The organism is Chromobacterium sinusclupearum, assembly GCF_002902845.1.
In the GTDB taxonomy this organism is placed as follows: Bacteria; Pseudomonadota; Gammaproteobacteria; order Burkholderiales; family Chromobacteriaceae; genus Chromobacterium; species Chromobacterium sinusclupearum.
Genome location: NZ_PPTF01000018.1, coordinates 26,260 through 46,031, shown reverse-complemented (window position 1 = coordinate 46,031; position 19,772 = coordinate 26,260). Strand labels below are relative to the sequence as shown.

Sequence of the window (19,772 nt, the reverse complement as noted above, 5' to 3'; positions counted from 1 at the left end):
TGTCTCCAGTCTTCATGTCATGGCGCGGTTTGCGGGCGGGAATGCGGCGCGGGCTGCGTCATCTTGCCGGACAGCAGGCTGGCGCCGGCGATCAAGGCGCCGCCGAACCACTCCTGCAGCGTCATCGCTTCGCCGGCCAGCAGATAGGCCGATATCGCGGCGAACACCAGCTCCATCAGCATCAGCGTCATCGCCTGCGTCGCCGGCAGGATGGACACGCCATTTTGCGAAATCACGCTGGTGCACAGCAACACCACCCCCAGGATGCCCAGCACCAGCCAGCTCTGCGGCGGGATGGTCAACATGCTGGCCAGCTCGCCGCTCTGGAACAGGCTGGCCGCGCCAAAAAACGCCACGCCGAACCAGATGGTCGCCGACTTCACCACGATCGGAATGGTGTGCAGCCTGCGGCTGACCACGTTGCCAAAGGCGAAAGCCATGCCGCCTGACAACGCCAGCCATTCGTAGCCCTGCGTCAACGGCAAGGCGCCGGACAACAACCCAGGCCGGTAGAGGAACACAAAGCACCCCAGCAGCGACAGCGCTACCACCAGCCAGCCGCTGCGGGTCAGCTTCTCATGCAGCAGTAATCGCGAAAACAGCGCGGTCCACAGCGGCGACAGGTAAAACAACAGCAGCACGCGCATCACCTGCCCCTCGGCCACCGCCATGGTGTAGCTGAAGTTGCACCAGCCGAATACCAGCATCAGCAACAACAGGGGCGGCTCGAAACGGAACTGCCGCCGGTACAGCTTGAAGAACAACGTCACGCCCAGGGCGATGGTGATCAGATACGTTCCCAAGGAGGCCATCGGCACGCTGACGCCCTGTTGGCTGAGGCTGCGGAACGGGTACCACATCAGCGCCCATACCAGCGCCGTGGTGAGGATGCCGGAAGTGGCGAGAAATTTTTGTTTTACAGGTGTCATCGCTGTTCTTAAGATGGTCGATTGCCGTGCCGAATTTTTGATGGAGAGACGCCTTGAACCCCCGCCTGGCCCAATTGCATCCGTACCCGTTCCAAAGGCTGGCCGCGCTGCTGGCTGGCGCCGAGCCGCCATCCGAGCTGCCGCACATCAGCCTGGCCATGGGCGAGCCCAAGCACCCGGCGCCGCAGTTGGTGAAGGACGCGCTGTGCGCCAATCTGGCCGGTTTGTCCGGCTATCCGGCCACCCAGGGCTCCCCGGCCTTGCGCCAGGCCTGCGCCGCCTGGGCCGAGCGCCGCTATGGCGTGGCGCTGGATCCGGCGCGCCAGGTGCTGCCGGTCAACGGCAGCCGCGAGGCATTGTTCGCGCTGACGCAGTGTTTGATCGACGCCAGCGGCGGCGACAAACCGGTAGTGATCTCTCCCAATCCTTTTTACCAGATTTACGAGGGCGCGGCACTGCTGGCCGGCGCCGAACCGTACTACCTGAACTGCGAGGCGGCGCGTCGCTTCCAGCCGGACTGGGACAGCGTGCCGGACACCGTCTGGCGCCGCGCTCAGTTGGTGATCGTCTGCAGCCCGGGCAACCCCACCGGCGCGGTGATGGGCCTGGCGGACTGGGACAAGCTGTTCGCGCTGTCCGACCGCTACGGTTTCGTGATCGCCAGCGACGAGTGCTATTCGGAAATTTACTTCGACGAGCCGCCGCTGGGCGGCCTGTCCGTCGCGCGCGCGCTGGGCCGCGGCCTGGACAGGCTGGTGATGCTGACCAGCTTGTCCAAGCGCTCCAATGTGCCGGGCATGCGCTCCGGCTTCGTCGCCGGCGACGCCACCATCCTGGAGAAATTCCTGCTTTACCGCACCTATCACGGCAGCGCGATGAGCCTGACGGTGCAAGCGGCCAGCATCGCCGCCTGGAACGACGAGGCGCACGTCGAGTCCAACCGGGCGGCCTATGCCGCCAAATTCGCCGCCGTGCTGCCGCTGTTGGCGCCGGTGCTGGACGTCGCCATGCCCGATGCCGGCTTCTATCTGTGGGCCAAGGTGCCGGACGGCGACGACGTCGGCTTTGCCCGCGCGCTGTTCGAACAAGAACACGTGACGGTGCTGCCGGGCAGCTACCTGGCCCGCGACGCCCACGGCGGCAACCCCGGCAGCGGCTATATCCGCATCGCGCTGGTGGCCGAGACGGCGGAGTGCCTGGCCGCCGCGCATAGAATGGTTGCGTTCTGCCGCAGCCGCCAGCCGGCCAGCTCGGCCTGAGCTTTCGAACCACCCCGACCAGATTGAATGATTTAGATGACGACTTCGATTCACATTGCCAAAGGACTAAACCAGATGCATCCGATCCAAAGCCTGATCGAGCAGGCATTCGAGAAACGCGCCGAAATCACCCCCGCCACCGTATCGCCGGAACTGAAAGCCGCCATCGAGCAGGTCATCGCAGAACTGGACAACGGCCACCTGCGCGTCGCGGAGAAACATGGCGACGAATGGGTGGTGAACCAGTGGGTGAAGAAAGCCGTGCTGCTGTCCTTCCGCATCCGCGACAACGCCGTGCTGGACGACGGCGTCAACCGCTATTTCGACAAGGTGGACACCAAGTTCGCCGAGTGGAGCCAGGCCCGCTTCCAGGAAGCCGGTTTCCGCGTGGTGCCGGGCGCCGTGGCGCGCAAGGGCAGCTTCATCGCCAAGAACACCGTGCTGATGCCGTCCTACGTCAACATCGGCGCCTATGTCGATGAAGGCACCATGGTGGACACCTGGGCCACCGTCGGCTCCTGCGCCCAGATCGGCAAGAACGTGCACCTGTCCGGCGGCGTCGGTATCGGCGGCGTGCTGGAGCCGCTGCAGGCCAACCCGACCATCATCGAGGACAACTGCTTCATCGGCGCGCGTTCGGAAATCGTCGAAGGCGTGATCGTCGGCGAAGGCTCGGTGATCTCGATGGGCGTCTACATCGGCCAGTCCACCAAGATCTACGACCGCGAAACCGGCGAAGTGATGTACGGCCGCGTGCCCCCGGGCTCGGTGGTGGTGTCCGGCAACCTGCCGTCCAAGGACGGCAGCCACAGCCTGTACTGCGCCGTGATCGTCAAGAAAGTGGATGCGCAGACCCGCAGCAAGACCAGCATCAACGAACTGCTGCGCGGCGTGTAAACCCTGGACGGGCAGGCCCTGCCGGCCCGTCATCTCCCCTGCGGCGGCGCCCGCCCGCCGGACACGCTCCGGTCCACGCTGTCAATCAAACAATGTCAATATTGTTGATGCTGCGTCAATTTTGCACTTGGTAACATAGCTATATTTGGCGCTAAGCCGCCAACGCTATAAAATCCGGCTATTCGCGTACGGAATAGCACGCTTCCATAAAATCGGCCCGCCCGGCGATTGCCGTGTACTTCCTCGCGTCGCAGCTCCGTTCCGCCACCGCGGCGCCAACGGCGGAATTTCGCCGTAGCGCTCGGGTCATACAGCGGACTCTCCTTGCAAGCTGTTTGGAAATTTCGTGTCCTCAGACTATTTCATTGAATTCAGGAACGTCAGCTTCGCCTACGGCGACCGGCCCATCCTGAAAAACCTCACTCTCGGCGTGCCGCGCGGCAAGCTGGTTGCCGTCATGGGCGGCAGCGGCAGCGGCAAGACCACGCTGCTGCGGCTGATCTCCGGCCAGATCCGGCCGCAATCCGGCCAGGTGCTGATCGACGGCGTGGACATCGCGCGGATGAGCAAGGCCGACCTGTACCAGCACCGCCGCCGCATGGGGATGCTGTTCCAGTTTGGCGCGCTGTTCACCGACCTCAACGTGGCGGAGAACGTCGCCTTCCCGCTGCGCGAACACACCAAGCTGCCGGAAAGCATGATCCGCGACCTCGTCACCCTGAAGCTGGAAGCGGTAGGCCTGCGCGGCACCCAGAAGCTGATGCCGGCCGAGCTGTCCGGCGGCATGGCGCGCCGCGTGGCGCTGGCGCGCGCCATCGCGCTCGATCCGCAGCTGATGCTGTACGACGAGCCGTTCACCGGCCTGGACCCGATCTCGCTGGGCGTGATCGCGCTGTTGATCAAGAAACTCAACGACGCGCTCGGCACCACCGCGGTGATGGTGACGCACGACGTGCACAAATCGCTGGAAATCGTCGATCACGTGCTGTTCGTCGCCGGCGGCCAAGTCATCGCCCAAGGTTCGCCGGACGAAGTGCGCAACTCCGATTCGCCGTGGGTGCGCCAGTTCGTCAACGGCGAGGCCGATGGCCCGGTGCATTACAGTTATCCGGCCGCCACCTCCCTGGCGGCCGACCTGGGCCTGCAAGGAGGCGCACATGCTTGATTGGATGACTTCGCCGCTGCGCCGCCTCGGCCACCTCACCATCAACGCGGTGTGGCGGCTGGGCTTTATCAGCCGTTTCCTGCTGGCCATCCTGGCCAACAGCGGGCAGAGCCTGCTGCGGCTGCAGCTGACCATACGCGAGATCTACTTCGCCGGCGTGATGTCGCTGATCATCATCGTGGTGTCAGGCCTGTTCGTCGGCATGGTGCTGGGCCTGCAGGGCTACACCACGCTGGTCAAGTTCGGCTCCGCCGACGCGCTGGGCGCCATGGTGGCGCTGGCACTGCTGCGCGAGCTGGGACCGGTGCTGGCCGCGCTCTTGTTCGCCAGCCGCGCCGGCAGCGCGATGACGGCCGAAATCGGCCTGATGAAAACCACCGAGCAGCTGGACGCGATGAGCGTGATGGCGGTGGACCCGATCGCCCGCGTCGTCGCGCCGCGCTTCTGGGCCGGCGTGATCTCCATGCCCATCCTGGCCGCGCTGTTCAACGTCGTCGGCGTGTTCGGCGGCTATCTGGTGGGCGTGGTGATGATAGGCCTGGATGCCGGCACCTTCTGGTCGCAGATGCAGGGCAATGTGGACCTGCACTATGACGTGATCAACGGCCTGATCAAGAGCCTGTGCTTCGGCGTGGCCGTCACGCTGATCGCCGTGTTCGAAGGTTACGACGCCAATCCGACCGCCGCCGGCGTGTCGGCCGCCACCACCCGCACCGTGGTCACCTCGGCACTGGTGATCCTGGCGCTGGACTTCGTGCTGACCGCCTTCATGTTCTAGGAAAAAAACGAATGAAACGCTCTACCATTGATCTATGGGTCGGCATCTTTGTCGCATTGGGCATTGCCGCCGTCACCTTCCTGTCGCTGAAAGTGGCTAATCTGACACCGCAAAGCGCCGCGCAAACCTATGTGGTATACGCCGACTTCGACAACGTCGGCGGCCTGAAGGCGAAGGCGCCGGTCAAGGAAGCAGGCGTGGTGGTGGGCCGCGTGACCGACATCCGGCTCGACCCCAAGACTTACCGCGCCCGCGTGGCGATGAACATCGACAAGCAGTATCTGCTCAGCGACGACGTCAGCGCCTCCATCCTGACCTCCGGCCTGCTGGGCGAACAGTACATCGGCCTGCAGCAGGGCGGCTCGGAAAACAATCTGGCGCCGGGCGGCATCATCACCATCACCTCCTCGGCCATGGTGCTGGAACAGCTGATCGGCAAATTCATGACCGGCTTTACCGGCAAGGACAACAGCAGCCAGTCGAAATAACCGTCCGGCCTTGGCCGGCCCCCACGCGGCGCCGACGCCATGATTGCGGCCGGCGCCGCAAGATTCGCGAAAATGGAATATTGAAAATGAAAAAGCTATTTACCCTGCTCTGTCTCATGCTCGGCTTGTCTTCCACCTCCGTGCTGGCGGCTTCCGACAATCCGGTTGAAATCATCAAGGACGGCTCGCGCCAAGTGCTGGACATCCTGAAGCAGGACAACGGCAAGAACACCAAGCAAGTCCGCCAGCAAGCCGAAACCGTCGCCGTGCCGCTGTTCGACTTCCCGCGCATGACGGCGTTGGCCGTCGGCCTGGGCTGGCGCCAGGCCACCCCTGAGCAGCGCGACCAGCTGACCCAGCAGTTCCAGACCCTGCTGGTACGCACCTACTCCACCACCATGACCCGCTTCAAGACCGCGCAGGTCAACGTCCAGCCCAATCCGGTCGTCAGCGCCAACGGCAAGGACGCCACCGTCAAGTCCAGCGTGACCCTGCCGGGCAACGCCAACCCGGTGGCCGTGGACTACGTGATGTACAAGAGCGACAAGGGCTGGAAGATTTACAACGTCAGCGTGGAAGGCGCCAGCCTGGTCACCGTGTACCGCAACAGCTTCAACGAGGAGATCCGCAAGACTGGCGTGGACGGCCTGATCAAGCTGCTGCAGGACAAGAATGCCGCGCCGGTTGCCGCCGCGCCCGCCACCAAGAGCAAAGGCTGATGCTGAACCTTACCGCACCTGGCGCGGCCGGCCTGTCCGGCCGCATCGACATGGCCAGCAGCGGCGCCGTGCTGGCGCCGCTGGCCAGTTTGGCGGCGCAAGGCCCGCTGCGGCTGGACCTGTCCGGCATCGAAGCCGCCGACTCCGCCGCGCTGGCGCTGCTGCTGGAGGCGCATCGCGTCTCCGCCGCCGCCGGCCATCGGCTGACCTTGAGCGGCGTGCCGGCAGGCCTGTCCTCGCTGGCCAGCCTGTACAATCTTGAACCGCTCATATCCTCCGGAGAGTGACATGCGTCGCGCACGCACCCTTGCCGTCGCCGCCACGTTGTTGCTGGCCGGCTGCGCCAGTAATCCCAGCACCGCCTACGATCCCTACGAGCCGTACAACCGGACGATGTTCACGGTCAACGACAAAGCGGACCAGTGGGTGATCAAGCCGGTGGCACAAGGCTATCAGGCCGTAGTGCCCTCGCCGCTCCGCACTGGCGTCAGCAATTTCTTCGACAACCTGAAGGACGTCTACAGCTTCGCCTTCAACGTGTTGCGCGCCGAACCGGAAAAAGCCGCCAACGACTTCATGCGCGTGGCGATCAATACCGGCTTCGGCTTGTTCGGCCTGCTCGACATCGCCACGCCGGCCGGCCTGAAGAACAACAAGACCACCTTTGGCGACACCTTGGCCGCCTGGGGCTGGAAAAACAGCAACTACTTCGTGCTGCCGTTCTTTGGCCCGTCCACCGTGCGCGACAGCGCCGGCCTGACCACCTCGCTGGCCGGCCCGGGTCCGGAAAAGCTGATCTATCACAATACCAACGAAGCCATCGCCTTCTACAGCGTGTATGGCGTCAGCACCCGCGCCAAGTATCTGGGCGTGGACAATTTGCTGGATACCGCCGCGGTGGACCGCTACAGCTACACCCGCGACGTCTACATGCAGCTGCGCGCCAAGCAGCTGGGGCAGCCTGATCCGACCCAGCCGGCGGACAACCTGAATCTGGACGAGCTGATGGACAGCCCCGGCGGCAAGAGCGACAGCTCCGCTCCGGCGGCTCACGCCGTCGACGGTTCGGCGCCGGCAAGTTCGGTCAAAGCGGCGGCTTCGGCCGCCCAATAAGGCCCGACCGCCCCAGACAAGCGCGCCGCCCCCCAGGACGGCGCGCTGTTTTTTTGCCGCTCATGCCCCCGCTCAAACACGCGGACCTGCAGCCCTTGCGCCAGTAAGGTTACAATACCCCGGCCGCCCTGCGCCTTTCGCGCGCGGGCGGCTGTTTTTCATTCTTTATTTGTCAGGAAACACCATGAGCCAATTGCCCGCCTGTCCGCAATGCGGATCGGAATTCACTTATCAGGACGGCGCCTTGTTCGTCTGCCCGGAATGCGCCCATGAGTGGTCCGGCGAGACCGCCGCCGCCGTGGAAGAAGCCCGCGTGGTGCGCGACGCCGTCGGCAATGTGCTGCAGGATGGCGACAGCGTCACCGTGATCAAGGATTTGAAGGTCAAGGGCTCGTCGCTGGTGGTCAAAGTCGGCACCAAGGTCAAGAATATCCGCCTGGTGGACGGCGACCACGACATCGACTGCAAGATCGACGGCATCGGCGCGATGGGACTGAAGTCGGAGTTCGTCAAGAAGGCCTGATCCGGCGATGATCGCCGGGCCTCAATCCTCCCGGCGATCATTTCACCGCACACCAAGCGGCAAATCAAAATGCTGCCGGGACTGATTAAACCATCTTGATCGGTTCGCACTGCCTTTCCATCCCAACTTCGAATAGCGCCGCAGCTTGGCACTGCAGCCGCCTCAGTCCCCGCGCCCAACGCCGATGCCGTTTAGCATGTGAATCACGAAAATGCGGCTCAGTCGCGGCTCAAACCCGTGAAAACCAATACGGCTGCGAAAATCGACACCGCAGCCAGAATGGCGGCAAACATTGTCGCCCCGCCACTCAGCCCAATCTTGTCGATCAAAAAACCCGTCGCCACCGGCAGCAAGCCAGCCGGAATATAGCCGCCGATATTCATCACCGCGTTGGCTTCCGCCCGACGATGAGCTTCGACATGCATGCCGATCAGCGTCAGGCCGCCCAGCTGGCCCAAGCCCTGCCCCGCGCCGGCGAAAACTGCCGCAGCGATCAGCCACGCCGGCTGCGAGGCATGCACCGCGCTCGCCACGCTGATCATCGCCAGCAGCGTCGAACCGGCGCCGATCAGGAAAATGCTGCGTATCGACAGGTTCTTGACCACGAACTGCAGGCCCGTGGCGGTCAGGAACATCACGCAAGCCGTGCCGCCAGCCAGCAAGGGGCTGGTGATGTGCAACAGCTTGGACAGCAGCGACGGCCCCAGCGACAGAACGAAGGACGTCGCGGTGATGCCCGGCGCGAACACCGAGATGCCATAGGCCAGATGACGGCGGTTGGCGCGCGGCACGCTGGGCAGGCGCAGCCGCCAGCCCGGCGCCGCCTTGGCCGCCGGCTTCACCGGCAAGGTCAACGCCACCAGCAGCGCGCTGGCGAGCACGCACATCTCTATCGCGAAGATAGGCACGATGGGCTGAGCCAGCACCTGGGCCAGCGCGCCGGCCAACAGCGGTCCCAGGCCGGCGCCCAGCACCATGGAGATCGAAGCCGCCAGCGAAGCCTGCCGCTTGCGCTCCGGCCCGCCGACATCGACGACCGACGCCATCCCCGCCGATACGATGACGCCGACCGCCACCCCGGTCAGCAAGCGGGCGATGCCCAGCTCGATGATGGAGCTGGCCGTGGCGAACAGGGCGCAAGCGACGCCGGCGGCCAGCAGGCCCGGGATCAATACCGGTTTGCGGCCATAGCGGTCTGACAACTGGCCCGCGACCAGCAGCGTCAGCAACAGCCCCGCGATATAGGCGGCGAAAATGACGGTCAGGGTGCCGGACGAAAAGCCCATTGCGTGCTGCCAGCGTACATAAAGCGGCGTGGCTGAATTGGAAAGCATGAATATGGCGGTAACCATCCACGCGGCGAGCCACATCCGCGGCGAGGAGACCTGGCTGGCCGGCGCCGCCCCTAGTTCAGTCTGTTTTGAAACGGTGGTCATGATGACTCCATATATCGACGTTGTACGAGTTTTATCGAACTTAACACAGTTCGACAAAATTCGTACAACGGTTCATCATAAGGGCATGAACACTGTCGCCCCCACGCCACCCGAACTGCCGCCACCGCTGCCGGAACCGGCGCGCGAAGAACTAAAGCTGGAAACCGTGCTGGCCGCGCTGGCGGATCCGCTGCGCCTGCAGATCATCCAGAAGCTGCTGCTGGAATCGGAAGACTACGACCACCCCTGCGGCTGGTTCGGCTTCGATCGTCCCAAATCCTCGCTGACCCATCATTTCAAGGCCTTGCGCGAAGCCGGCCTGATCCGGCAACGCCAATACGGCCTGGAGCGGCGCAGCCGCGTCCGCGACGAGGATCTTGAACAGCGCTTTCCCGGCCTGCTGGCGTTGGTCAAGAGCTGGCGGTCTCCCGGCGCCTGAGCGGCGCGCGGCAATGAAAAAAGCCACATCCCCGCAGGAATGTGGCTTTGCCAGGTCAGCGCAGACCGGTCAGCTGATGCGTTCGATCAACGCGCCGACGGCGCCCAGCTTCTTCTCGATGTACTCGTAGCCGCGGTCCAGGTGGTAGATGCGGTCGACGATGGTTTCGCCCTCGGCCACCAGGCCGGCGATCACCAGGCTGGCGGAGGCGCGCAGGTCGGTGGCCATCACGGTGGCGCCGGACAGCTTGTCCACGCCCTTGACGATGGCGGTGTTGCCTTCCACTTCGATGTTGGCGCCCATGCGGTTCAACTCCGGCACGTGCATGAAGCGGTTTTCGAAGATGGTTTCGGTCACCACGCCAGCGCCTTCGGCCACGCAATTCAGCGTCATCAGCTGCGCCTGCATGTCGGTCGGGAAGGCCGGGTACGGCAGGGTGCGGAAGTTGACGGCTTTCGGGCGCTGCTTCATGTCCAGCGAGATCCAGTCGTCGCCGCACTCGATCAGCGCGCCGGTTTCGCGCAGCTTGTCCAGCACTGCTTCCATGCTCTTGGGCGCGGCGTTGCGCAGCACCACGTGGCCGCGGGTCATCGCGCCGGCCACCAGGAAGGTGCCGGCCTCGATGCGGTCCGGCATCACCGCGTATTCGGCGCCATGCAGTTTTTCCACGCCTTCGATCACCAGCTGGTCGGTGCCGATGCCGCTGATCTTGGCGCCCATCGCCACCAGGCAGTTGGCCAAGTCGGTCACTTCCGGCTCGCGCGCGGCGTTTTCCAGGATGGTGGTGCCTTCGGCCAGGGTGGCGGCCATCAGCAGGTTCTCGGTGCCGCCCACGGTCACCATGTCCATCACGATGCGGGCGCCGCGCAGACGCTTGGCGCGCGCCTTGACGTAACCGTGCTCGATCGACACTTCGGCGCCCATCGCCACCAGGCCCTTGATGTGCTGATCGACCGGGCGGCTGCCGATGGCGCAGCCGCCGGGCAGGGACACGGTGGCCTCGCCGAAGCGCGCCAGGGTCGGTCCCAGCACCAGGATGGAGGCGCGCATGGTCTTCACCAGATCGTACGGCGCCACCAGGCTGTCCAGTTGCGAGGCGGTGATTTCCACTTCGTGCACGTTGTCGGTCATCACGCGCACGCCCATGCCTTGCAGCAGCTTCTGGGTGGTGGCGATGTCGCGCAGCATGGGCACGTTGGTGAAGCGCATGGTGTCGGCGGTCAACAGGCCGGCGCACAGGATGGGCAGCGCGGCGTTCTTGGCGCCGGAAACGCGGATCTCGCCATTCAGCGGGCCGTTGCCGATGATTTTCAGTTTGTCCATTTTTCTAAAACCTCATAAACCACGCACGAGCCAGCAAACAGAAAAGATTCAGCCACGAACCCCACGAAACGACACGAACAAAGCGAAAAACTCATCGCTTGCCCTGTACGCACGAGCGGTGATCTGACCATCTATCTTTACGTGTTTTCCGTGGATTTCGTGGCGAAATAAATCAATCAGCCCTGCAGCTTGGCCCATTCGTCCGGCGTGGCGGCCTTGACGATGGACAGCGCGTGGATTTCATTGCTGGCCAGGCGGCTGGCGATCACTTCCTTCACTAGGCGGTGGCGATCAATCAGGCGCTTGCCCTCGAACGCGGCGGCCACCACGGTGGCGTAGAAGTGGTGGCCGTCGCCCTCCACTTTAAGATAGGTGCATTCGAGGCCAGCCTCGATGTATTGCTTGACTTGCTCTGGGGTCATTTGGATGGTCCGGTGCGAATTGCGAATAGGGTTCAGTGGCGCAGCTTGTAGCCGGCCTGGATCAGGCGCAGCGCCAGCGCGGCAAGCAGCGCGAAGCAGCCCGCCACCACGCCGGCCGACAGCCAGGGGCTGACATCGGCCTGGCCGAAGAAGCCATAGCGGAAGCCGTCGATCATGTAGAACACCGGGTTGGCGTGCGACACGGCGTGCCAGAACGGCGGCAGGCTGTGAATGGAGTAGAACACGCCGGACAGGAAGGTCAGCGGCATGATCAGGAAGTTCTGGAAGGCGGCCAGCTGGTCGAATTTTTCCGCCCAAATGCCGGCGATCACGCCCAGCGTGCCCAGCACGCCGCATCCCAGCATGGCGAACAACAACGCCCACAGCGGCTGCGCCGGCAAGGGCAGGCCGAACCAGGCGGTCACCAGCAGCACGCCAGCGCCGACGGCCAGGCCGCGCACCACGGATGCCAGCAGGTAGGCGAGGAAGAATTCGGCCGAGGTCAGCGGCGGCAGCAGCAGAAACACGATGTTGCCGGTGATCTTGGACTGGATCAGGCTGGAGGAGCTGTTGGCGAAGGCGTTCTGCGCCATCGACATCATGGCCAGGCCGGGAATCAGGAAGGCGGTGTAGCTGACGCCGGGGTAAGCCTCGACATGGCTGGACATCACATGGGCGAAGATCAGCTGGTACATCAGCGCGGTCAGCACCGGCGCGGCGACGGTCTGGAAGGCCACCTTCCAGAAGCGCACCAGCTCCTTCTTGAACAGGGTGAGGAATCCTATCATGCCGCGCCTCCATTCATCATCTTGACGAACACGCTTTCCAGATCCGTCTCCACCACGTTCAGCTCGCGCACCTCCACGCCGGCCAGGCGCAGCTCGGCCAGCACGCTTTCCAGCTCGGACAGATCCGCCAGCTGCAGCACCGCGCGGCCGTCCTCGTCGCGCAGCTTGCGCGCGGACAGGCTGTCCGGCAGCGCGCCGGACAGCTTCACCGCCACTTCGCGGCGCGCGCTGTGGGCCAGCAGCTTGTCCTTGTTCTCCAGGGCGATCAGCCTGCCCTTCTTCAGCATGGCGATGCGGCCGCACAGGGCCTCGGCCTCTTCCAGATAGTGCGTCGTCAGCACGATGGTGTGGCCGGCCTGGTTCAGCTCCTGCACAAACACCCACAGGCTCTGCCGCAGCTCGACATCGACGCCGGCTGTCGGCTCGTCCAGCACCATCACCGGCGGGCGGTGCACCAGCGCCTGCGCCACCATCACTCGCCGCTTCATGCCGCCGGACAGGGCGCGCATATTGCTGTCGGCCTTGTCGGACAGGCCGAGCTTGAACAGCAGCTCGTCGATCCAGTCGTCGTTGCGGGCCAGGCCGAAGTAGCCGGACTGGAAGCGCAGCGTTTCGCGCACCGACAGGAAGGGATCGAACACCAGCTCCTGCGGCACCACGCCCAGCGCGCGGCGCGCCTGCTTGAAGTCGCGCACCACATCGTGGCCCATCACGCGGATGCTGCCGCTGTCCGGGCGCGCCAAGCCGGCCAACGCCGAGATCAGCGTGGTCTTGCCGGCGCCGTTGGGGCCGAGCAGCGCGAAGAACTCGCCGGGCTGGACGGTGAAACTCACCTGGTCCAGCGCCTGCAGTTGGCCGTAGCGCTTGCTGACGGCCTCGATTTCGATAGCGTGGGGCATGAAAACCATGACGCCACCAAGGCGACGGCCAAGGGGCCGAGTCCGCGCTAGTGGCTTGAGAAAAAAGCGCAATTATAGCGCCGGCGCGCGCTCAAGTGGTAAGTTGTTCCATGACTTCCGGCTTGAAAATGCCGCGGTACAAATATTGCAACAAACGGCTGGCCGCCACGGTGGCGTCCGGCCCCGGCTGCTCGATCACCAGGCGGTTCATCAGGCCGTCGTGCAGCGACTGCAGCACCATCGCCGCCTCTGCCGGCTCGACGCAGCCATAGGTCTGGCCCTGCTCCTTCGCCGCCTGCACCACCTGCCGCAGCAAGCCCCTGGCCTCATGCATATGGGCCACGCATTCTTCGTGGATGGGCTCCAGTTCGCCCACATGCTCGCTGCGCAGAAACAGAATCAACAGGATGCGCCGCACCTGCGGATTCTGCTCGATCAGCGTCAGCAGCCGGTGGCTGTGCTCCCACAGCGCCCGCGCCGGGTCGCTGCCGGCGCTGAGCAGCAACTGCTCGCGCATATCGTCGAACGACGGGGCAACCCGGTCCAGCATGGCCCGATACAGATCCAGCTTGTTCTGAAAATGCCAATACACCGCGCCGCGGGTCAGCCCGGCGGCGGCGGCGATATCCGCCAGCGTGGTGCGCGATACGCCGCGCTCGCTGAACAGCCGCTCAGCGGCGTCCAGCAGCTGCTGCCGCGTCTGCTCCGCCTCTTCGCGTGTCTTCCGTGCCATATCTGGATACTTTGCTAGAACTAGTACTAATTAATGAATTTTAACGCCCTATGCCTGTCGATATCGCGAGTCTTTTACATATCGGGACACTTCTTCATTTTACATACAGACGCGCATGTATGTAAAATGATCGATCTTGGGACAGGCTTCCCCATTCCCGGGTCCCAATACAATGTATTAATGTAACTACTATCCGCTTCTGGATTTCTGAAGGATTCGAAACCATGCAAGGAATGACGCTTCTTCCGCGCGCAGCGCAAGGCCTGCTGCTGGGGGTGCTGGCTGCCAGCCTGGCGGCCTGCGGCCAAAAACCGGAGGCCAATGGCCCCGGCGCCATGCCTCCCGTGCCGGTGGCCGTGATCAAGGTGCAACCGGCCGATGTGCCGGTTTCGTATGAATTTGTCGGCCAGGCCGCCGGCTCGCGCGAAGTGGAAGTGCGCGCCCGCGTCGGCGGCATCCTGCAGAAGCGTTCCTACACCGAGGGCAAGCCGGTGAAGGCGGGCGACTTGCTGTTCCAGATCGATCCGGAGCCATTCAAGGCGGCGCTGGACCAGGCCAAGGGCAATCTGCAAGTGCAGCAGGCGCAGTTGCTGCGCACCAAGCAGGATTACGAGCGCATCCTGCCGCTGTTCAAGGAAAACGCCGTCAGCCAGAAGGACCGCGACGACGCCGTGGCCGCCTACAACGCCGCCAAGGCTTCGGTCGCCGCCGCGCAGGCGCAGGTGGAACAGGCGCAGATCAATCTGGGCTACACCCGCGTCACCGCGCCGATTTCCGGCATCACCAGCCAGGAGGCGCGCTCCGAAGGCAGCCTGGTGGCCACCACGGCCGACGCCAGCCTGCTGACCAAGGTGTCGCAGCTGGACCCGATCTACGTCAACTTCAGCATGTCCGACAGCGACATGCTGGGCCTGCGCAAGATGCAGCACGCCGGCAAGCTGAAGCTGGCCAACGGCGGTGGTTTCGAAGTGCTGCTTAAGCTTGCCGACGGCAGCACGTACGGCAAGACCGGCCATCTGAACTTCACCGACAGCCTGGTCGACACCAATACCGGCACCATCCGTTCGCGCGCCACCTTCGCCAACCCGCAAGGCAGCATTCTGCCGGGCCAGTTCGTGCGCGTGCAGCTGAACGGCGCGGTGCGCACCCAGGCCATCACCGTGCCGCAGCGCGCGGTGCTGACCACCCAGCAGGGCAAGATGGTGTGGGTGGTGGGCGAGGACGGCAAGGTTGCGCCGCGTCCCATCGTGACTTCGCAGGAAGTGGGCCTGAACGTGCTGGTCGAACAGGGCCTGAAGGCTGGCGACCAAGTCGCGGTGGACAACATCATCAAGCTGCGCCCCGGCGCCGCCGTCAAGCCGCATCCGTACCAGGCCGACGCCAGCGCGCCCGCCGCCGCGGCCAAGCAGTAATCGCAAGGGGAACCTGACTCATGTTTTCCGCTTTTTTCATCCGGCGACCGATCTTCGCCAGCGTGATCTCCATCGTGATCATGCTGGCGGGTCTGGCCGCCATCAAGGCGCTGCCGATCGAGCAGTACCCTGAAATCGTGCCGCCGGTGGTCAGCGTGACCGCCAGCTATCCGGGCGCCTCCGCCGAAGTGATCGCCAACACCGTGGCCGCGCCGCTGGAGCAGGCGATCAACGGCGTGGACGACATGCTGTACGTGCAATCCAGCAGCGCCAGCAACGGCTCGCTGACGCTGTCGGTGTCGTTCAAGATCGGCACCAATCCTGACCAGGCGACCATCAACGTCAACAACCGCGTGCAATCGGTGCTGTCGCAGCTGCCGGAGGAAGTGCGGCGCCAGGGCGTCAATGTGCGCAAGAAGTCTACCGCCATTCTGCAGGTGATCTCGCTGTTCTCGCCGAACAATAGCCGCGACACGCTGTTCATCAGCAACTACGCGCTGTTGAACATCATCGACGAGCTCAAGCGCATCCCCGGCGTGGGCGACGTGGTCAACTTCGCCGGCCAGGACTACTCGATGCGGATCTGGCTGAAGCCGGACAAGCTGGCGCAGCTGAAGCTGACGCCGAGCGACATCGCGTCCACCATCCGCGAGCAGAACTCGCAGTTCGCCGCCGGCAAGCTGGGCGCCGAGCCGACGCCGCAGAAGCTGGACTTCACCTACACCGTGACCACCAAGGGCCGCTTGTCCGAACCGGAGGAGTTCGAGAACATCATCGTGCGCGCCAATCCGGACGGCTCGTCGGTGAAGCTGAAGGACGTGGCCCGCGTGGAGCTGGGCGCGCTGTCCTATGACTTCCACGGCAAGCACAACGGCAAGGCAACCATCCCGATCGGCATCTTCCTGGCCCCGGGCGCCAACCAGCTGGCCACCGCGCAAGCCGTGGAAACCGAGATGAAGCGCCTGTCGGCCAACTTCCCGGACGGCATGTCCTACGGCATCCCGTACGACACCACCAAGTTCGTGGAAGTGTCGATCAAAGAGGTGTACAACACGCTGGCCGAGGCCATGGTGCTGGTATTCCTGGTGGTGTTCCTGTTCCTGCAGAACTGGCGCGCCACGCTGATTCCCTGCCTGGCCGTGCCGGTGTCCATCATCGGCACCTTCGCCGGGATGTATGTGTTCGGCTTCACCATCAACACGCTGACGCTGTTCGGCCTGGTGCTGGCCATCGGCATCGTGGTGGACGACGCCATCGTGGTGCTAGAGAACGTCGAGCGCCTGATGACGCAGGAAGGGCTGTCGCCGCGCGAAGCCAGCTTCAAGGCGATGCAGGAAGTGTCCGGCGCGCTGGTGGCCATCGTGCTGGTGCTGTGCTCGGTATTCATCCCGGTGGCCTTCCTGGGCGGCATCGCCGGCCAGATGTACAAGCAGTTCGCCATGACCATCGCGGTGTCGGTGGTGATTTCCGGCATAGTGGCGCTGACGCTGACCCCGGCCCTGTGCGCGCTGATCCTGAAGTCCGAACACCAGCACTCGAACCGCTTCTTCGAATGGTTCAACCGCTGGTTCGACAGCCTGACCAGCCGCTACGCCGGCGGCGTGGCCTTCATCAACAAGCGCGCCGTGCTGGCCATCCTGGTGTTTGGCGGCCTGATCGCGCTGTCCATCGGCCTGTTCCGCACCATTCCGTCCAGCTTGGCGCCGGACGAGGACCAGGGCTATGTGCTGGCCGCCGCCTTCCTGCCGGACGGCGCGTCCCTGCAGCGCACGGCCGCCACCATGGACAAGCTGGACGCCATGATGGAAAGCAATCCGGCGGTGAAGGACCGCATGAGCTTCGCCGGCTTCGACATCCTGTCCGGCTCCAACAAAACCAACTCCGGCGTGTCCTTCATCACGCTGAAGCCGTGGGATGAGCGCAAGTCGCCGCAACTGTCGTCGATGGCGGTGGTGAAGGACATCTTCGGCAAGGGCATGATAGGCGTCACCGACGGCATGGTGCTGGCGTTCAACCCGCCGCCGATCTCCGGCATGTCCAACACCGGCGGCTTTGAAGCCTATGTGCAGGACCGCGCCGGCGGCAACTCGGTGGAACTGGGCGAAATCACCAAGAAACTGGTGGCCGCCGCCGCCAAGCGGCCGGAGCTGAAGGGCGTGCAAACCACCTTCTCCGCCAGCGTGCCGCAGGTCTTCGTCCAGCTGGACCGCAACAAGGCCAAGGCGCTGGGCGTGCCGATCAACAGCGTGTTCGACACCATGCAGAGCACCTTCGGCGCGCTGTACGTGAACGACTTCAACAAGTTCGGCCGCACCTTCCGCGTGCAGCTGCAGTCCGAAGCGCCGTTCCGCACCAAGGTGGACGACCTGCGCAACGTCTACGTGCGCTCGCAGACTGGCCAGATGATCCCGCTGACCGCGCTGGTGAACATCCAGCAAACCACCGGCCCGGAAATCCTGGAACGCTTCAACGTGTTCCCGGCCTCCAAGATGGTAGGCGGCCCGGCGCCGGGCTACAGCTCGGGCCAGGCGCTGGCGGCGCTGGAAGACGTCGCCAAGGAAACGCTGCCGGAGGGCTATACCCTGGCCTGGACCGGCTCGGCCTTCCAGGAGAAGTCCACCAGCGGCTCGTCCGCCCTGGTGTTCGGCTTCGGCATGATCATGGTGTTCCTGATCCTGGCGGCGCAGTATGAACGCTGGAGCCTGCCGATCTCCGTGCTGATGGCCGTGCCGTTCGCCGTGTTCGGCGCGCTGATGGCCAACTGGCTGCGCGGCCTGGCCAACGACGTGTACTTCCAGGTGGCGCTGGTGACGCTGATCGGCCTGTCAGCCAAGAACGCGATCCTGATCGTGGAGTTCGCGGTGCAGAAGATGGAAGAAGGCTTCAGCGCGATGGACGCGGCGCTGGAAGCCGCCCGCCTGCGCTTCCGCCCCATCGTGATGACCTCGCTGGCCTTCGTGCTGGGTTGCGTGCCGCTGGCGATTTCCAGCGGCGCCGGCTCCGCCAGCCGCCACTCCATCGGCACCGGCGTGATCGGCGGCATGCTGGCCGCCACCTTCATCGCCACCTTCTTCATTCCGCTGTTCTTCATCCTGATCATGAAGCTCGGCAAGCAGAAAACCCCTCAGGCCAAGCCCGAGGCAGGAGGAAACGCAGATGCTTAAGCGCGCCCTGATTCCCGTCGCCGTCGCGCTGGCGCTGTCGGCCTGCGCGGTCGGCCCCGACTACAGCCAGCCCAAGATCGACCTGCCGGCCGCCCAGGCCGGCGCCGACGCCCCGGCGGTCAGCACCGACTGGTGGAAACAGTTCGACGACCCGGTGCTGAACCAGCTGATCGACGAAGCCGTCAAGAGCAACGCCGACTTGCAGCTGGCCGCAGCCCGCGCCGAGCAGGCCGCGGCCCAGGCCGGCATCGCCCGCGCGGCGCTGCTGCCCTCGCTGGGCGCCAACGCCGGCTACCAGAGCGGCCGCAGTTCCACGGAAACCGCCACGCGCGGCGCGCCGCTGGTCAACGACGTCCGCAACGCCAACCTGACGGCGGCGTGGGAAATCGACCTGTGGGGCAAGCTGCGCCGAAGCAATGAAGCGGCCCGCGCCAACTACACGGCCAGCCGCTACGACCGCGACGCCGCCCAACTGGCGCTGACCGCCCAAGTGGCTCAAACCTACTTCCAGCTGCGGGCGCTGGACGCCCAGCTGGACATCGCCAAGCGCACGCTGCAAAGCCGCGAGGAATCGCTGCGCCTGCAGACCAAGCGCTTCCAGGGCGGCCTGATCTCCGAGCTGGAGCAGCGCCAGGCCGAAGCCGAGGCCGCCTCGGCCCGCGCCTCGGTGCCGCAGATCGCCCGTTCGCTGGAACAGACCGAAACGGCGCTGGGCGTGCTGCTGGGCCACAGCCCGAAACAGCTGGTAGCCGGCAACGTGTCACGCGGCAAGGACATCAACAGCCTGGTCAACCCGCCGGACGTGCCGGCCAATCTGCCGTCCAGCCTGCTGGAGCGTCGGCCGGACGTGGCCTCCAGCGAGCAGCAACTGATCGCCGCCAACGCCCGCATCGGCGTGGCCAAGGCCGCTTACTTTCCCAGCATCAGCCTGACCGGCGCGCTGGGTTCGCAGAGCCTGTCGCTGGACAGCCTGTTCACCAGCGCCACCCGCACCTGGAGCTTCGCCGGCAACGCCGCCGCGCCCATCTTCAACTTCGGCGCCACAGGCTACAACGTGGACGCCGCCACCGCCGGCCAGAAACAGGCCCTGGCGCAGTACCAGAAAACCGTGCAATCGGCATTCAAGGACGCGCTGGACGCCCTGGCCGCCAACAGCAGCGCCCGCGAAGTGCTGCAGGCGCAAACCACCCAGCTCAGCGCCCTGAACCGCACGCTGAAACTGGCCGGCCTGCGCTACGACAACGGCTACGCCAGCTATCTGGACGTGCTGGACGCGCAGCGCAAC

The 19,772-nt window shown here is 64.7% G+C and carries 20 protein-coding genes; 13 read left to right on the top strand and 7 right to left on the bottom strand.

The window, feature by feature from the left end; all coding sequences use genetic code 11:
- Nucleotides 1-17: 17 nt before the first annotated feature.
- Nucleotides 18-929, bottom strand: a complete 912-nt coding sequence (locus C2134_RS05120) for a DMT family transporter (RefSeq protein WP_103318085.1) — start codon at nt 927-929, stop codon at nt 18-20.
- 53 nt (nt 930-982) lie between these two features.
- On the opposite strand from C2134_RS05120, the gene dapC reads away from it, so the two are divergent.
- From dapC to C2134_RS05075, 9 genes are all read left to right on the top strand, one after another.
- The gene (gene dapC, locus C2134_RS05115) at nt 983-2,188 is read left to right on the top strand and encodes a succinyldiaminopimelate transaminase (protein ID WP_103318083.1); all 1,206 of its coding nucleotides are present in this window, start codon (nt 983-985) and stop codon (nt 2,186-2,188) included.
- A 75-nt stretch (nt 2,189-2,263) separates the two neighbouring features.
- Nucleotides 2,264-3,085 (top strand): 2,3,4,5-tetrahydropyridine-2,6-dicarboxylate N-succinyltransferase, encoded by an 822-nt coding sequence (gene dapD, locus C2134_RS05110; RefSeq protein WP_103318081.1) that lies wholly within the window; start codon nt 2,264-2,266, stop codon nt 3,083-3,085.
- Between the two features lie 346 nt (nt 3,086-3,431).
- On the top strand, nt 3,432-4,250 hold the full coding sequence (locus tag C2134_RS05105) for an ABC transporter ATP-binding protein (RefSeq protein WP_103318079.1): 819 nt from the start codon (nt 3,432-3,434) through the stop codon (nt 4,248-4,250).
- A complete protein-coding gene (gene mlaE, locus C2134_RS05100; protein ID WP_043626820.1) occupies nt 4,243-5,028 on the top strand; it encodes a lipid asymmetry maintenance ABC transporter permease subunit MlaE in 786 nt (261 codons plus the stop codon). Before C2134_RS05105 ends, mlaE begins: the two co-directional genes overlap by 8 nt.
- A gap of 11 nt (nt 5,029-5,039) precedes the next feature.
- Nucleotides 5,040-5,516, top strand: a complete 477-nt coding sequence (gene mlaD / locus C2134_RS05095) for an outer membrane lipid asymmetry maintenance protein MlaD (protein WP_103318077.1) — start codon at nt 5,040-5,042, stop codon at nt 5,514-5,516.
- Between the two features lie 86 nt (nt 5,517-5,602).
- Nucleotides 5,603-6,235 (top strand): MlaC/ttg2D family ABC transporter substrate-binding protein, encoded by a 633-nt coding sequence (locus C2134_RS05090; RefSeq protein WP_103318075.1) that lies wholly within the window; start codon nt 5,603-5,605, stop codon nt 6,233-6,235.
- Nucleotides 6,235-6,522, top strand: a complete 288-nt coding sequence (locus C2134_RS05085; RefSeq protein ID WP_103318073.1) for an STAS domain-containing protein — start codon at nt 6,235-6,237, stop codon at nt 6,520-6,522. Before C2134_RS05090 ends, C2134_RS05085 begins: the two co-directional genes overlap by 1 nt.
- A gap of 1 nt (nt 6,523) precedes the next feature.
- The gene (locus tag C2134_RS05080; protein ID WP_103318071.1) at nt 6,524-7,348 is read left to right on the top strand and encodes an MlaA family lipoprotein; all 825 of its coding nucleotides are present in this window, start codon (nt 6,524-6,526) and stop codon (nt 7,346-7,348) included.
- 184 nt (nt 7,349-7,532) lie between these two features.
- Complete coding sequence (locus C2134_RS05075) at nt 7,533-7,871, top strand: zinc ribbon domain-containing protein YjdM (protein ID WP_103318069.1); 339 nt, start codon at nt 7,533-7,535, stop codon at nt 7,869-7,871.
- 218 nt (nt 7,872-8,089) lie between these two features.
- Here the strand turns inward: C2134_RS05075 and C2134_RS05070 are convergent, their stop codons facing one another.
- Nucleotides 8,090-9,307, bottom strand: a complete 1,218-nt coding sequence (locus C2134_RS05070) for an MFS transporter (protein ID WP_103318067.1) — start codon at nt 9,305-9,307, stop codon at nt 8,090-8,092.
- Nucleotides 9,308-9,392: 85 nt separating this feature from the next.
- On the opposite strand from C2134_RS05070, the gene C2134_RS05065 reads away from it, so the two are divergent.
- Complete coding sequence (locus C2134_RS05065; RefSeq protein WP_103318066.1) at nt 9,393-9,746, top strand: ArsR/SmtB family transcription factor; 354 nt, start codon at nt 9,393-9,395, stop codon at nt 9,744-9,746.
- A 69-nt stretch (nt 9,747-9,815) separates the two neighbouring features.
- Here the strand turns inward: C2134_RS05065 and murA are convergent, their stop codons facing one another.
- From murA to C2134_RS05040, 5 genes are all read right to left on the bottom strand, one after another.
- The gene (murA, locus tag C2134_RS05060) at nt 9,816-11,069 is read right to left on the bottom strand and encodes a UDP-N-acetylglucosamine 1-carboxyvinyltransferase (protein WP_103318064.1); all 1,254 of its coding nucleotides are present in this window, start codon (nt 11,067-11,069) and stop codon (nt 9,816-9,818) included.
- A 176-nt stretch (nt 11,070-11,245) separates the two neighbouring features.
- Nucleotides 11,246-11,491: a BolA family protein gene (locus C2134_RS05055; protein WP_043626834.1), complete on the bottom strand. Its 246-nt coding sequence runs from the start codon at nt 11,489-11,491 to the stop codon at nt 11,246-11,248.
- 32 nt (nt 11,492-11,523) lie between these two features.
- Nucleotides 11,524-12,279: an ABC transporter permease gene (locus C2134_RS05050; protein ID WP_103318062.1), complete on the bottom strand. Its 756-nt coding sequence runs from the start codon at nt 12,277-12,279 to the stop codon at nt 11,524-11,526.
- The gene (locus C2134_RS05045; RefSeq protein WP_103318118.1) at nt 12,276-13,178 is read right to left on the bottom strand and encodes an ABC transporter ATP-binding protein; all 903 of its coding nucleotides are present in this window, start codon (nt 13,176-13,178) and stop codon (nt 12,276-12,278) included. Before C2134_RS05045 ends, C2134_RS05050 begins: the two co-directional genes overlap by 4 nt.
- A gap of 91 nt (nt 13,179-13,269) precedes the next feature.
- Nucleotides 13,270-13,911, bottom strand: coding sequence for a TetR family transcriptional regulator (locus tag C2134_RS05040; protein ID WP_103318060.1), 642 nt, complete (start codon nt 13,909-13,911; stop codon nt 13,270-13,272).
- A 224-nt stretch (nt 13,912-14,135) separates the two neighbouring features.
- Between C2134_RS05040 and C2134_RS05035 the strand changes: the two genes are divergently transcribed.
- The 3 genes from C2134_RS05035 to C2134_RS05025 all read left to right on the top strand — a co-directional run.
- On the top strand, nt 14,136-15,323 hold the full coding sequence (locus C2134_RS05035; protein ID WP_103318058.1) for an efflux RND transporter periplasmic adaptor subunit: 1,188 nt from the start codon (nt 14,136-14,138) through the stop codon (nt 15,321-15,323).
- A 20-nt stretch (nt 15,324-15,343) separates the two neighbouring features.
- Nucleotides 15,344-18,487 carry an efflux RND transporter permease subunit gene (locus C2134_RS05030; RefSeq protein WP_103318057.1) on the top strand — a complete coding sequence of 1,048 codons (3,144 nt, stop codon included), beginning with the start codon at nt 15,344-15,346 and terminating at the stop codon, nt 18,485-18,487.
- Nucleotides 18,480-19,772 (top strand): efflux transporter outer membrane subunit (locus tag C2134_RS05025; RefSeq protein ID WP_103318116.1); only part of this gene is annotated, 1,293 nt, incomplete at its 3' end. The genes C2134_RS05030 and C2134_RS05025, both read left to right, overlap by 8 nt.

What these genes read in the sequence shown, in the direction of transcription:
- mlaE (WP_043626820.1), top strand. Translation starts at nt 4,243, where the DNA reads ATGCTTGATTGGATGACTTCGCCGCTGCGCCGCCTCGGCCACCTCACC.
- C2134_RS05030 (WP_103318057.1), top strand. Translation starts at nt 15,344, where the DNA reads ATGTTTTCCGCTTTTTTCATCCGGCGACCGATCTTCGCCAGCGTGATC.
- C2134_RS05035 (WP_103318058.1), top strand. Translation starts at nt 14,136, where the DNA reads ATGCAAGGAATGACGCTTCTTCCGCGCGCAGCGCAAGGCCTGCTGCTG.
- C2134_RS05070 (WP_103318067.1), bottom strand. Translation starts at nt 9,307, where the DNA reads ATGACCACCGTTTCAAAACAGACTGAACTAGGGGCGGCGCCGGCCAGC.
- C2134_RS05065 (WP_103318066.1), top strand. Translation starts at nt 9,393, where the DNA reads ATGAACACTGTCGCCCCCACGCCACCCGAACTGCCGCCACCGCTGCCG.
- C2134_RS05040 (WP_103318060.1), bottom strand. Translation starts at nt 13,911, where the DNA reads ATGGCACGGAAGACACGCGAAGAGGCGGAGCAGACGCGGCAGCAGCTG.
- dapD (WP_103318081.1), top strand. Translation starts at nt 2,264, where the DNA reads ATGCATCCGATCCAAAGCCTGATCGAGCAGGCATTCGAGAAACGCGCC.
- C2134_RS05090 (WP_103318075.1), top strand. Translation starts at nt 5,603, where the DNA reads ATGAAAAAGCTATTTACCCTGCTCTGTCTCATGCTCGGCTTGTCTTCC.
- mlaD (WP_103318077.1), top strand. Translation starts at nt 5,040, where the DNA reads ATGAAACGCTCTACCATTGATCTATGGGTCGGCATCTTTGTCGCATTG.
- C2134_RS05050 (WP_103318062.1), bottom strand. Translation starts at nt 12,279, where the DNA reads ATGATAGGATTCCTCACCCTGTTCAAGAAGGAGCTGGTGCGCTTCTGG.
- C2134_RS05120 (WP_103318085.1), bottom strand. Translation starts at nt 929, where the DNA reads ATGACACCTGTAAAACAAAAATTTCTCGCCACTTCCGGCATCCTCACC.
- C2134_RS05085 (WP_103318073.1), top strand. Translation starts at nt 6,235, where the DNA reads ATGCTGAACCTTACCGCACCTGGCGCGGCCGGCCTGTCCGGCCGCATC.
- C2134_RS05080 (WP_103318071.1), top strand. Translation starts at nt 6,524, where the DNA reads ATGCGTCGCGCACGCACCCTTGCCGTCGCCGCCACGTTGTTGCTGGCC.
- C2134_RS05055 (WP_043626834.1), bottom strand. Translation starts at nt 11,491, where the DNA reads ATGACCCCAGAGCAAGTCAAGCAATACATCGAGGCTGGCCTCGAATGC.
- C2134_RS05045 (WP_103318118.1), bottom strand. Translation starts at nt 13,178, where the DNA reads ATGCCCCACGCTATCGAAATCGAGGCCGTCAGCAAGCGCTACGGCCAA.
- C2134_RS05075 (WP_103318069.1), top strand. Translation starts at nt 7,533, where the DNA reads ATGAGCCAATTGCCCGCCTGTCCGCAATGCGGATCGGAATTCACTTAT.
- murA (WP_103318064.1), bottom strand. Translation starts at nt 11,069, where the DNA reads ATGGACAAACTGAAAATCATCGGCAACGGCCCGCTGAATGGCGAGATC.